The 12212-nt window shown below is 71.7% G+C and carries 11 protein-coding genes and 1 pseudogene; 4 read left to right on the forward strand and 8 right to left on the reverse strand.

Going from position 1 to position 12212, the window contains the following annotated elements:
• Positions 1-62: 62 nt before the first annotated feature.
• The 4 genes from IE255_RS30115 to IE255_RS30130 form a co-directional block, all read right to left on the reverse strand.
• Entirely contained in the window at positions 63-542 is a 480-nt protein-coding gene (locus IE255_RS30115) for an ATP-binding protein (protein ID WP_190053783.1), read from the reverse strand.
• A 443-nt stretch (positions 543-985) separates the two neighbouring features.
• The gene (locus tag IE255_RS30120) at positions 986-1864 is read right to left on the reverse strand and encodes an acyl-CoA dehydrogenase family protein (protein WP_190053784.1); all 879 of its coding nucleotides are present in this window, start codon (positions 1862-1864) and stop codon (positions 986-988) included.
• A 2-nt stretch (positions 1865-1866) separates the two neighbouring features.
• Entirely contained in the window at positions 1867-3000 is a 1134-nt protein-coding gene (locus tag IE255_RS30125) for an acyl-CoA dehydrogenase family protein (RefSeq protein WP_190053555.1), read from the reverse strand.
• Between the two features lie 9 nt (positions 3001-3009).
• Entirely contained in the window at positions 3010-4206 is a 1197-nt protein-coding gene (locus tag IE255_RS30130; protein WP_190053556.1) for an amidohydrolase family protein, read from the reverse strand.
• A gap of 89 nt (positions 4207-4295) precedes the next feature.
• Between IE255_RS30130 and IE255_RS30135 the strand changes: the two genes are divergently transcribed.
• Positions 4296-5798, forward strand: a complete 1503-nt coding sequence (locus IE255_RS30135) for a class I adenylate-forming enzyme family protein (protein WP_190053557.1) — start codon at positions 4296-4298, stop codon at positions 5796-5798.
• Between the two features lie 103 nt (positions 5799-5901).
• Here the strand turns inward: IE255_RS30135 and IE255_RS30140 are convergent, their stop codons facing one another.
• Both IE255_RS30140 and IE255_RS30145 read right to left on the reverse strand, forming a co-directional pair.
• Entirely contained in the window at positions 5902-6414 is a 513-nt protein-coding gene (locus IE255_RS30140) for an EF-hand domain-containing protein (protein ID WP_190053558.1), read from the reverse strand.
• A gap of 168 nt (positions 6415-6582) precedes the next feature.
• On the reverse strand, positions 6583-6963 hold the full coding sequence (locus IE255_RS30145; RefSeq protein WP_010035749.1) for an STAS domain-containing protein: 381 nt from the start codon (positions 6961-6963) through the stop codon (positions 6583-6585).
• Positions 6964-7324: 361 nt separating this feature from the next.
• On the opposite strand from IE255_RS30145, the gene IE255_RS30150 reads away from it, so the two are divergent.
• Positions 7325-7906, forward strand: a complete 582-nt coding sequence (locus IE255_RS30150) for a sigma-70 family RNA polymerase sigma factor (protein WP_190053559.1) — start codon at positions 7325-7327, stop codon at positions 7904-7906.
• Between the two features lie 146 nt (positions 7907-8052).
• Positions 8053-9248, forward strand: a pseudogene (locus IE255_RS30155) (zf-HC2 domain-containing protein).
• A gap of 97 nt (positions 9249-9345) precedes the next feature.
• On the opposite strand, the gene purU reads toward IE255_RS30155, so the two are convergent.
• Together purU and IE255_RS30165 are read right to left on the reverse strand one after the other, a co-directional pair.
• Positions 9346-10227 carry a formyltetrahydrofolate deformylase gene (gene purU / locus IE255_RS30160; protein ID WP_190053560.1) on the reverse strand — a complete coding sequence of 294 codons (882 nt, stop codon included), beginning with the start codon at positions 10225-10227 and terminating at the stop codon, positions 9346-9348.
• 46 nt (positions 10228-10273) lie between these two features.
• On the reverse strand, positions 10274-10774 hold the full coding sequence (locus IE255_RS30165) for an SCO4402 family protein (RefSeq protein ID WP_190053561.1): 501 nt from the start codon (positions 10772-10774) through the stop codon (positions 10274-10276).
• 117 nt (positions 10775-10891) lie between these two features.
• Here IE255_RS30165 and IE255_RS30170 point away from each other — a divergent pair, with 117 nt between their 5' ends.
• Complete coding sequence (locus IE255_RS30170; RefSeq protein ID WP_190053562.1) at positions 10892-12202, forward strand: ABC transporter substrate-binding protein; 1311 nt, start codon at positions 10892-10894, stop codon at positions 12200-12202.
• Positions 12203-12212: the final 10 nt, after the last annotated feature.

Here is a 12212-nt window from a genome sequence, read left to right on the forward strand (position 1 = left end):
CGACAACGCGGCAGATGTGCGTGCCAGACCCCGCGTCTGCGGCGTGATCCAAACGACAGGCCCTAGACCGCCTCGTACGCCGCCAGTCCCTCGAAGGCAGGTCCGCCGTACGCCACCGCGCCGCCCCCGCACGACGCCGTGACCTCGCGGGACTTCGCGCAGCGGTCCAGTTCGCACCAGATGCGCTTGCCGGTGCTCTCGACGCTCCAGCCCCAGCGGTCGGCGAGACCGTCGACGAGGGCGAGGCCCCGGCCGCCGGTCGCGTCGTCGTCGGCGCACCGGGGCACGGGGGCCCGGCCGCTGTGGTCGGCGACCTCCAGGCGGACCGTGGCCTCCTCCGTCACCGCCGGCGGCAGGGACAGTCGCAGCACCGCCGGACGGCCGGTGTGCACCACGGCGTTGGTGACGAGCTCGGAGACGAGCAGGACCAGCGTCTCGGCGAGCGGCTCATCGGCCTGTATGCCCGACCCGGCCAGGCGGGAGCGGGCCCACCGCCGGGCACGCCCCACCTCTGCGGGGTCGGGCCGGATCTCCAGCTGCACTTGAAGCACCTGCACCGCTCACACCATCCGAACCGGCGGACACTTAGGCTCGCGCCTCACGAGGGCCACGATCGTAGCCATTTTCTGCATGGCCAGAACAACGGCCGGGACAAGGATCACGGAACGTGAATCCGTTGTGGGACAGCATGGTTGACGTACAGTCACCCCAACAAGCGCTTCGGGCATATTCCAGCGCGAAGGAGTACCCGTGCGGCATACTGTGCGACGCCCGTCGCGGGCAGTCGAACAGGCGGCGTCACTGGGTCGCGCTGCGCTCAGAGCCACTCGCATCTCACACAAGGTACCGGAGCGCGCTGTCGACTTCGGGCCGTGACGAGTCACGCAGAGGACACAAGCCGGTATCAACGCTCCGTGACCCCCGCGTGCCACGATCCGTGACATCTCCGCAGGCATATTCGGCGATGCCGCAGCCAGAGGGCCTGTCAGGCCTCTTCCGCCGTCAGAGCGGCCGCGAGGATTTCCTCACTCTCCGTGACTCCGCCCGCACGTTGGGTTCGAACCCATGCCCGTTTCAGATGGAGATGGACCTCGGACTCCCAGGTGAAGCCCATGCCGCCGTGGACCTGGAGACAGTCGCGGGCGCCGCGCACGGCGGCCTCGTCGGCGAGCAGGCGGGCGGCGGCGATGTCGACCGGGTCGCCGGTGACGGCCGCCGCGTACACCGCGGCACGGGCCGTCTCCGTCCGCACCAGCATCCCCGCGCACAGGTGCGCGACCGCCTGGAAGGCCCCGATGGGCCGACCGAACTGTTCGCGCGCCCGGGCGTGTTGCGCCGCGAGTTCGCCGACGCGGGCCGCTGTGCCGAGCTGCTCGGCGGCGGTGAGGAGCACCGCGACGGGGTCATGCCCGGGACGCCGCGCGGGCACCCGGTGCAGGGGTGTCAGCGGGTCGAGCGAGCGCAGCGGAACGGCCCCGGTGGCGTCCCCGCGTACGACGTCCGCCTCCGCCAGCCACTCCACCAGCGCGCCGTCGACGGCCGCCACGACCGTCTCCCCGGTCGCCGCGCCCGGCACCGCGCCGGCCGCGAGGTGCGTGGCGACCAGCGGCCCGGGCAGCAACGCCCGCCCCGCCTCCTCGAACACCAACACGGCCTCCGGCAGCCCGAGTCCGACCCCACCGTCCGCCTCCGGCAGCCGCAACGCGAAGAACCCGGCGTCACCGAGGGCCCGCCACAGGGCCCGGTCGAGCCGCACCGGGCCCTCCGAGGCGGCCCGCAGTGCCTCCCGGTCGAAGCGCCGGGCAAGCAACTGCCGTATGCCCTCCCGCAGTGCCCGCTGGTCGTCCGTCAGCCGGAAGCGCACGGTCACCGCCCCTTCGGCAGGCCGAGGATCCGCTCGGCGATGATGCTGTGCTGGATCTGCGAGGTGCCGGCCGCGATGGTGTACGAGAGGGAGGAGAGGCGGTCGAGCGTCCAGGGGCGGTCCAGGTCGAGGCAGTCGGCGCCCAGTACCTCGGCGGCGGCGTCGTACAGCTCCTGGCGGGCGTGCGAGTAGCGGAGCTTGAAGACCGAGCCGCCGACGCCGGGCACTCCGCCCGAGGCCTCCGCCGCGCTGACGTTCCACTGCGTCAGCCGCCACAGCGCCCGGAACTCGGCGTGGAGCCCGCCCAGCCGGCGGCGCAGCGCCGGGTCGTCCCACCGGCCGTTCTTGCGGGCTTCGAGGGCCAGTTCGCCCAGCACGCGGCGGCAGGCGACGACCTCGCCGGCGAAGGCCGTGCCGCGTTCGAAGGACAGCGTCACCATGGTCACGCGCCAGCCGTCGTTCTCGTCCCCGACCCGGTTGCCCACCGGCACCCGCACCTCGTCGAGGAAGACCTCGGCGAACTCGGCGGACCCGGCGAGCGTGCGCAGCGGCCGTACGGTGATGCCGGGCGCGTCCATGGGCATGGCCAGCCAGGTGATGCCCCGGTGCTTCGGGGCGCGGGGGTCGGTGCGGACCAACAGCTCGCACCAGTCGGCGACTTCCGCGTGGGAGGTCCAGATCTTGGAGCCGGTCACCACGTAGGCGTCGCCGTCGCGCCACGCGCGCGTGCGCAGGGCCGCCAGGTCGGAGCCGGCCTCGGGTTCGCTGAAGCCCTGGCACCAGACCTCCTCGCCGCGCAGGATCGGCGGCAGCCAGCGCGCCCGCTGGTCCGCCGTGCCCTCGGCGGCGATGGTCGGGCCCGCGTGCAGCAGCCCCACGAAGTTGGCGCCCACGTAGGGCGCGCCCGCCTTCTCGGTCTCCTCCAGGAAGATCAGCCGGGTCGTCGGGGAGGCGTCCCAGTGGACGTCGGCGTATCCGGCGTCGTACAGCATGCGCTGCCAGCCAAGGTCGTACGCACGCCGCCCGGGCCAGTCGTCGGGGTGCGGCCTGGGCGGGAGGCCGGGCAGCACCCGGGCGAGCCAGTCCCGCAGCCGGGCCCGGAACTCCTCCTCCTCGGGCGTGTACGACAGGTCCATCAGCGGGCCTCAGCGGTCCAGGTCCAGGCCGAGCATGCGGATGGCGTTGCCCCGCATGAGCTTGTACACCGTCTCGTCGTCGAGGCCCTTGACGTGGTCGAGGGCGACCTCCTTGGTGTGCGGGAAGGTCGAGTCGACGTGCGGGTAGTCGGTCTCGAAGGTGGCGTTGTCGCGGCCGACCACGTCGATCGAGGCGACGCCGTGCTTGTCGCGGAAGAAGCAGCAGAAGATCTGCCGGTAGTAGTACGTGGACGGCGGCTCGGGGATCGTGTCCCGGACCCCGCCCCAGGCGCGGTGCTCCTCCCAGACGTCGTCGGCGCGCTCCAGGGCGTACGGCACCCAGCCCATCTGGCCCTCGGAGTAGGCGAGTTTGAGGCGCGGGAACCTCACGAGCACCCCGCTGAAGAGGAAGTCCATCATCGAGGCCATCGCGTTGTTGAAGCTGAGCGAGGCCTGGACGGCGGGCGGGGCGTCCGGGGAGGCGGCCGGCATCTGGGAGGACGATCCGATGTGCATGTTGACGACCGTCCCGGTCTCCTGGCAGGCCGCGAAGAAGGGGTCCCAGTAGCCGGAGTGGATGGACGGCAGTCCGAGGTGGGTGGGGATCTCGGAGAAGGTCACCGCCCGGACCCCGCGCGCGGCGTTGCGGTGGATCTCCGCGACCGCCAGTTCGACGTCCCACAGCGGGATCAGGCACAGCGGGATGAGCCGCCCGCCGCTGTCGCCGCACCACTCCTCGACCATCCAGTCGTTGTAGGCGCGCACGCAGGCGAGGGCGACCTCCTTGTCGTGCGCCTCGGCGAAGGTCTGGCCGCAGAAACGGGGGAAGGAGGGGAAGCAGAGGCTGGCCTCGACGTGGTTGAGGTCCATGTCCGCAAGCCGTGCCTTGGGGTCCCAGCAACCGCGCCGCATCTCCTCCCGGGTGATGCCCTCCAGGGTCATCTCGTCCCGGTCGAAGCCGACGGCGGCGATGTTGCGCTTGTACGGGAACTTCAGGTCCTCGTAGACCCACCAGTCGGTGGGCGGGCCGTCCGGGTCCATGGTGATCCGGTACTTGCCGCCGGTGTAGGCGAGTTCACCGATCCCGGCGGTCAGCGGCTTGGGGCCGCGGTCGCGGTACTTGGCCGGCAGCCAGGTGTCGAAGAGGTGGGCGGGCTCGATCACGTGGTCGTCGACGCTGATGATGCGGGGCAGTTCGGTCGCCATGGGTCCCCTCCGCCGGACGGTACTTATCTGATGCAGCGTCAGATAGCATCCCATCTGACGACCCGTCAGCCAAGCAGCAGGGGGCATCCGTGAACGAGACCCCGCACGCCCTGAGCTCCTCCCGCACCCTGTGGGAGCTGGTCACCCGCCGCGCCGCCCTCGCGCCCGACCGCCCGCTCTTCCTCCAGGACGACCGCACGCTCACGTTCGGCGAGCTGGCCGCGCGTGCCGAGCGGGTCGCGGCAGGGCTGTACGGCATGGGCGTACGCCCCGGCACGGTGGTCGCCTGGCAGCTGCCCACCCGTATCGAGACGGCCGTGCTGTCCTTCGCGCTGGCCCGTCTCGGCGCCGTGCAGACCCCGGTGATCCCCTTCTACCGGGACCGCGAGGTGGGCTTCGCGCTGCGGGAGTCGAAGGCCGAGTTCTTCGCGGTGCCGGGCGTGTGGCGCGGCTTCGACCACGCGGAGATGGCCCGACGGCTGGGCGCGCGGGGCGTCTTCAAGGCCTACGACGACCTGCCCGACGGCGATCCGTCCGTGCTGCCTCCCCCGCCCTCCGACGGCACCGCGGTCCGCTGGATCTACTGGACGTCCGGCACGACCTCCGACCCCAAGGGCGTCCTGCACACGGACCGTTCCCTGCTCGCGGGCGGCTCCTGCCTCGCGCACGCCCTGCGGCCCTCGGCGCACGACGTGGGGTCGATCGCCTTCCCGTACGCCCACATAGGCGGGCCCGACTACACCGTGATGCTGCTGCTCTACGGCTTCCCGGCGGTGCTGTTCGAGCAGTTCGCGCTGCCGGACGCGCTGGAGGCCTACCGCGCGCACGGGGTGACGATGGCGGGCGGGTCGACGGCGTTCTACTCGATGTTCCTGGCCGAGCAGCGGAAGCAGCCCGGGGTGCCCGTGGTGCCGTCCCTGCGACTGCTGGCGGGGGGCGGGGCGCCCAAGCCGCCGGAGCTGTACCACGCGGTCGTGCGGGAGATGGGCGTGCAGCTCACCCACGGCTACGGCATGACCGAGGTACCGATGATCACCATGGGGTCGCCGGACGACAGCCCCGAGCTGCTGGCGACGACCGAGGGGCGGCCGCCGGAGGGCATGGAGATACGGATCGTGGACGGGGAGGTGCGGTTGCGCGGGGAGGCCGTGTGCCGGGGGTATCTGGATCCCGGGCAGACGGCACAGGCCTTCGACGAGGAGGGGTTCCTGCGCACCGGCGACCTCGGGCGGCTGACGGAGACCGGGCATCTGGTCCTCACCGGCCGGCTGAAGGACGTCATCATCCGCAAGGGCGAGAACATCTCGGCCCAGGAGATCGAGGCCCTGCTGCACCGGCATCCGGCGGTCGGGGACGTGGCGGTGATCGGGCTGCCGGACGCGGCGCGCGGGGAGCTGGTGTGCGCGGTGGTGGAACAGCCGCCCGGAGCCGGGGCCTTGACGCTGGAGGCGGTGACCTCGTACCTGCGCGCCGAGGGACTGGCGGTGCACAAGCTGCCGGAGCGGCTGGAGGTGGTGGACGCCCTTCCGCGGGGCGAGACCCTGCGGAAGGTACTGAAGTACAGGCTGCGCGAGCGCTACTCGGGCGGCTGACAGGCTCCTCAGGGGCGCGGGGAACTGCGCGAGCAACCACGGACAGCCCGCAGCCGCCCATCCGAGAACAACCCCTACGGCGAAGGGGCGCGAGCGCGGGAACCTACTCGGGCACGGTGAAGTAGCGGGCGAAGGCGGGGACGACATCGGCCTCGCCGACCTTGCCGTCGCCGTCCGCGTCGAGCGTGGCGGCGGCCGGTCCGGCCATCTCCTCGGCAGCGCCCAGGCACTTCAGTACGCGCCCGGCCTCCTCGACCGTCACGGCGCCGTCACCGTCGGTGTCGGCGACGTCCAGGGCCGCGTGCAGGAACGGGCGGGCGATCTCGGCGAACCGGTCGGGGTTGTCGCGCAGGCGCTTGACCGCGCCGGTGACGAACTCCTCGCGCGTGATGCGCTGGTCGCCGTCGCGGTCCGCTATCCCCGCCATGCCCTGCCAGAACGCCTCGGCGCCGCCGTACAGCGCCTGCCCCTTGTCGGAGCGGGCCGCGACGGCGAACTCCGCGAGCAGCGCCTTGGCCGCCCCGTAGAAGTCCTCGCGGTCGATGTAGCCGTTGCCGTCCTGGTCGAAGGTGGCGAACCGGGCGGCGATCCTGCGCTCGTACTCGCTGCTGACCATGTCTCTTTCGGGCCGCCTTACGTCAGGTGGGGTGCGTCTCGGTCGGAGCGTACGACGGAGGGGGGCGTTCGGTCGCGGGAAAACGTCACTTGTGCCAAGACCGGGGGAATTCCGGGACAACAGCGTGTCGGAACGGCAACACTCGGCCTACCGTGCGTGGTGGCCCCGTCACGCGGACAGGGGTTCGCCCTCGTCGCCGAGGGCCGCGTCCAGATCGCCGTACACGTCGAACAGGCGGCGGACCCCCAGCGCGCCCAGGACCCGGTTGACATGGGACCCGTCGGCCGCGCCCCGGGCGGGCAGCACCAGCCGCAGCCGGCCCTGGCAGGAGCGGATCAGGCGGCGGGCGGCGATGAGCACGCCGACGCCGCTGGAGTCGCAGAAGAACACCTCGGACAGGTCCAGGACGAGACAGTGGTGCCCCTCGGCCACCACGTCGTGCACCCGCTGACGCAGCACCGGCGACGTCACCAGATCCAGCTCGCCCGACACCTGGAGCACGGCCCATTCGCCCTGCTCGCCGCCGGTCACTTTGAAGGTCACCACCACGCCCCTCGCTCGCCAAAACGGAAGCAGTCCCTACGCTTCCTTGCAGCGCGGCTGCCCAGCGGCCGTTCCCTGAAACACAACCCGAATAACGGATCCCCCGCGGAAGAGGCTTGTTTTAGTCGACTTCGATCCTGTTCGATCCTCTTCAGTCAGGTCTGATCGGAGGGCGGGTGGGTAGGCGCGGCCCCAGGACACCCGGTACGGGCGCCCGCGACCCTCTACCACCTGCGGCCGGTCAGGGGGCGCACATTGCCACAAAGGGGCGTGCGCAACCGGACGTGCCGACTACATTCGGGGAGACGGCGAGCACAGGCTGAACAGGTCACGGGCGCGGGACACGAGCAGGGGGTGAGGGGGCCGCATGGCGAAAAAGGACGTACCGCCGCGCTGGGACCGCAAGATGCAGCAGCGGCTCGCCCGCGGGGAGGCGGCCGCCCTCGGTGAGCTCTACGACCGCTTCGCCTCCCTCGTGCACGGCCTCGCCCACCGCGTGCTCGGCGACGAGCGCGCCGCCGACGGCATCACGCGCGAGGTCTTCGTCCACGTCTGGGAGCACCCCGACTCCTACGACCCCAGGCAGGGCCCGCTGCGCACCTGGGTCGCCACGCTGACCCACCGGCTGGCGGTGCAGCGGCTGCGCGCCACCGAGACCGCCGCCCTGGCCCGCGCCGGCTCCGGCACAGCGGAGGAACTGGAGCACAAGGTGCGTCACGCCGCGGTCGCCGCCCGCGCCGACTACATCGTCCAGTCGATGCCGGTCCCGCTGCGCTCGGCCCTGGAACGGGCCTACTTCCAGCGCCGCGACTACCGCCAGACCGCCGCCGACCTCGGCATCACCGAGGACGAGGCCCGCCGCCGCCTGCGCCTCGGCCTGCAACTGCTCTCCACCGCCCACGACACCGAGGCACCGGGCGCACCGCCCGGATACGGGGGTGCGGTGTGAACGGGCCGGACCGGTTCGAGGCGTACGACGACCACGAGGGAGAGGGCGCAGGCGGTGCGAGCGGGCATGGCCCTGGAGTCCCGGAAGGGCCGGACGGGCCCGAGCCCGGCCAAGGGCCGGGGCCGGGCCGGGCGCCGCGGATCCCCCTGCCCCGGGCCTCCGTCGAGGACAGCGGGCTGCCGCTGCCCGCGCCGGCGGACCTCGGTGACGCGGCCCCGCCGCCCGTACGGCCCGTGTTCGAGCACCGCGTGCTGAAGACCCTGCTCGGCGCCTGGGCGCTGGCCGCCTGCTCGGCCGAGGAGGCCACGGCCGTCGAGGAGCACCTCGGCGAGTGCGGTGCGTGCGCCGACGAGGCACGGCGGCTGCGCGAGGCGGTCGGGCTGCTCCAGCGCCCCGAGAGCCTCGACCTGGACCCGGGCCTGCGCACCCGGGTCCTGGAGACCTGCCTGGAGCGGCGCCCGCCGCGCATCCCGGTGCCGGACTGGGCCGCCCCGTACGACGCCGAGGCAGCCCGCCTGGACGCCCTGCTCCAGGACTTCGGCGACGCCGAGTGGCACGCGCCGGTACGGCTGCGCTGGTTCCGGGGCGACGAGCCGACGAGCCGCCGCACCACCGTCGCCGGGGTGATCGCGCATCTGCTCAGTGTCGACGGGCTGGTGGCGGTCGCGCTCGGCCTGGACGACCCGCTGGGCGACGTCACGCCCCGGCGCCCGACCCCGGCGGCCCGCACCGAGGCGTACTGGCACGCCTCCCACTTCCCGCCGACCCGCGCGGTGCGGGCGCCCTGGCGGGAGCAGAGCCACCACCTCGTGCGCACGGTGTCCTTCACGGGCAGCGGCGTCGGCCGCATGCCGGTGTCGTACGGCGACTTCGAACTGCCCCTGCACGACGCGATGCTCGACCGGGCCTTCGAGTGCTGGGTGCACGCCGAGGACATCGCGGACGCGGTCGACTACCCCTACGATCCGCCCTCGCCGCGCCACCTGCACCGCATGATCGACCTGGCTGCCCGCATGCTGCCCACGGCCCTGGCCGACCGCCGCCGCGCCGGCCTCGCGGCCCCCGCCCACCACCGCCACCTCGTGGCGGCGGGCGAACCGGGCCGCAGCCTCCGCCTGGAGATCGAGGGCTCGGGCGGCGGCGAGTGGCTGATCCCCCTCGACTCCCCGCGGCCAAGGGCTCCGCCGAACACGAGGTGGCCCACGTGGCCCTGGACGGCGTCGAGTTCTGCCGCCTGGCAGCCGGCCACGTACCCCCGCAGGAAGCGGCGGCAGGCCAGGTAGGAGACAGAGAGGCCATCAGAGACGTCCTCCACGCCGCCGCTTCACTGAGCAGGATGTAGAACCCACCTCAGGGGCACGTCCTCAGGGGCGCGGGGAACTGCGCGAACAACCCCCACACACCCGCACGCGCCCACGAAACAGGAACGACCCGAGCTCCTAGGCGAAAATCACAGTCCGCCGCCCATTGAGCAGAATCCTCCGCTCGGCATGCCACTTCACAGCCCGCGCGAGCGCCTGGCACTCCACGTCCCGCCCGATCGCGACCAGCCCCTCCGGCGTCACGTCGTGCCCGACCCGCTCGACCTCCTGCTCGATGATCGGCCCCTCGTCGAGATCGGCCGTCACATAGTGCGCCGTCGCACCGATCAGCTTCACACCCCGGGCATGAGCCTGGTGATACGGCTTCGCCCCCTTGAAGCTCGGCAGGAACGAGTGGTGGATGTTGATGATCTGCCCGGCCAGCGCCTTGCACAGGTCGTCCGAGAGCACCTGCATGTACCGGGCGAGAACGACCAGCTCCACGCCCTCCTCACGCACGATGTCGAGCAGCCGCGCCTCCGCCTCGGCCTTCGTCTCCTTCGTCACCGGAATGTGGTGGAAGGGAATGTTGTACGAGCCCACCAGCTCGGCAAAGTCCGTGTGGTTGGACACCACACCCGCGATCTCCACCGGCAACGCCCCGGTCCGCGCCCGGAACAGCAGGTCGTTCAGGCAGTGCCCGAACTTGCTGACCATCAGCACGACCCGCATCTTCTCCTCGGCCCGGTGGATCTGCCAGTCCATCTGGAAGGAGTCACCGATCGCCGCGAAGCTCGCCCGCAGCTTCTCCACGGTCACCGGCGGGTCCGCCGAGAAGTGGACCCGCATGAAGAACAGTCCCGTGTCGTGGTCGCCGAACTGCTGGCTGTCCTCGATGTTGCAGCCGGTCATGAACAGATAGCTCGACACGGCGTGCACGATGCCCTTCCTGTCCGGGCAGGAAAGGGTGAGGACGTACTGGTCGGCCGGGACCGCGGCGCTGGTGGACTGCTCGTTCATGCAGGACAGGTTCCCACAAGGAAAGACGGCACCGGCAATCGTCCCGCTAGGCGGACCTGGTCATGATCCGCAGTACCTCCAGGCTGCGCGGCGGTGTGTCCGGCTCCTCGCCGTCGCTCGCGGCGAGCCGCACATGCGCGTCCCGGGCCGCCCGGACCGCCTCCGGCCACCCCTGGTGCTCCAGGTACGCGGCGACCGGCGCGTCCGGCCCGACCTGGTGCATGATCCGCAGCACCCGCAGCACGGCGGTGTCGACGAGGGCCGCCTCCTGGGAGTCGCGGAAGATCGTGCCGACGTACTTCTCGGCGGACCAGTGGTCCAGCCAGGTGTCCTCGACCAGCCGGTACACCGCGTCGGTCACGTCGCCGTAGCCGTCCACGCCGGCCAGCCAGACGTCCCGCTGGAACACGGGATCGGAGAGCATGTGCAGCGCCGAGCGCACGTTGCTGCGCCAGCGCCACCACGGCATGTCATTGACAGGCATGCCGCCCATGGTGGATGAGCGACGGCCACGACGGGAAGAGTTCTCCGAAGCTTGCACGGTCATCGATCGTACGTTCCCCTCCACATGATCCCCACCGACCCCTGCAATTCACCTGCGCGTCACCAATTGTTGACCAAAGATCACTCGCCGGTTAGCCGTGTGACGGAATCGTGCGGAACCATGACCGGCAGGCGACGCACCCCCAGCACATACCTCCCCGGCCTCCTCACCCGTCACGCCAAAAAAGGCGTCCTGTCCGCGGGCACGGCGGTCGCGTGCGCGTCCCTCCTCGCCGGCTGCGGGGTCGTCCCCGGTACCACGGGGGGTGCCGGGGACGACGCGATCACCGTCATGACCTGGGCGCCGGAGAACACCAAGGCCACCAACAAGCCCGGCATGCCCGCCTTCGCCCGCGCCTACGCCCGCTGGATCAACGCCCACGGCGGGATCCACGGCCGCGAGCTCAACGTGCTGACCTGCAACGACCACAACGACAGCGTGGCCGCCGCGAAGTGCGCCCGGCGGGCCGCCAAGGAGAACGTCGTCGCGGTCGTAGGATCCTACAGCCAGTACGCCGACTCCTTCTTCCCCTCCCTGGAGGGCGCGGGCATCCCCTACATAGGCGGCTACGGCGTCACCAACGACGAGTTCACCAGCCCCCTGTCCTACCCCGTCAACGGCGGCCAGCCCGCGCTGCTCGCCGGTCTCGGCAGGGCGCTCGCCGACTGCGGGCCCGTCACGCTGATCCGACCCGACACCATCGCGGGCGACCAGCTGCCCCCGCTGCTCGACTCCGGCCTGAAGGCGGGCGGGCACGAGGCCGCGAACGACCAGCGGGCGGCGGAGGACGCCACCGAGTACGACGGCCAGGCGGCCCGCGCGCTGCGCGCGACGACCGGCGACCCCACGGACAAGGGATGTGTGGTGCCCGCGCTCGGGGACCGCAACGGCACTTTCATGGACTCCTTCCGGCGCGCCCGCGTGGACTACCCCGAGGTACGGACGGCCACCGTGCTCGGCAGCGTCGACCAGACGGTGATCGACGCGACCGGCGGGGCGTCGGGGCCGTACGAGGGCTCGTACATCACCGGGTGGTACCCGGTGGCGAGCGATCCGCGCTGGGACGGGTTGAAGAAGGTGATCCGCGAGCAGGCCTTCGGCGACAACCGCATCGACCCCGCGGACGCCGGCGTGCAGACCACGTGGATCGCCTACACCGTCTTCAAGAAGATAGTCGAGTCGCTCGGCAGCGGAGAGGTGACCGCCGACACGGTGACGGAGGCCCTCGACGACGGCCTCAAGGTCAGCACGGGCGGGCTCACGCCGACACTGCAGTGGAAGTTCCAGGACAAGCTCGCCTCGGCCGGCTTCCCGCGCATGGTCAACGCCAACGTGACCCTTCAGGTGGTGCGGGAGGGGCGGCTGGTGTCGGCGCGGAAGGGCTTCGTCGACACCACGAGGACGCTCCAGGACGCCGACGTGCACTACTGAGCGGCCCGCT

It is taken from the genome of Streptomyces lomondensis, assembly GCF_014651035.1.
In the GTDB taxonomy this organism is placed as follows: Bacteria; Actinomycetota; Actinomycetes; order Streptomycetales; family Streptomycetaceae; genus Streptomyces; species Streptomyces lomondensis.

Bases quoted from the DNA above. Each gene is read 5' to 3' on its own strand.
- IE255_RS30125 (WP_190053555.1), bottom strand. From the start codon at position 3,000: ATGGACCTGTCGTACACGCCCGAGGAGGAGGAGTTCCGGGCCCGGCTG.
- IE255_RS30130 (WP_190053556.1), bottom strand. From the start codon at position 4,206: ATGGCGACCGAACTGCCCCGCATCATCAGCGTCGACGACCACGTGATC.
- IE255_RS30140 (WP_190053558.1), bottom strand. From the start codon at position 6,414: ATGGTCAGCAGCGAGTACGAGCGCAGGATCGCCGCCCGGTTCGCCACC.
- IE255_RS30150 (WP_190053559.1), top strand. From the start codon at position 7,325: ATGGCGAAAAAGGACGTACCGCCGCGCTGGGACCGCAAGATGCAGCAG.
- purU (WP_190053560.1), bottom strand. From the start codon at position 10,227: ATGAACGAGCAGTCCACCAGCGCCGCGGTCCCGGCCGACCAGTACGTC.
- IE255_RS30165 (WP_190053561.1), bottom strand. From the start codon at position 10,774: ATGACCGTGCAAGCTTCGGAGAACTCTTCCCGTCGTGGCCGTCGCTCA.
- IE255_RS30170 (WP_190053562.1), top strand. From the start codon at position 10,892: ATGACCGGCAGGCGACGCACCCCCAGCACATACCTCCCCGGCCTCCTC.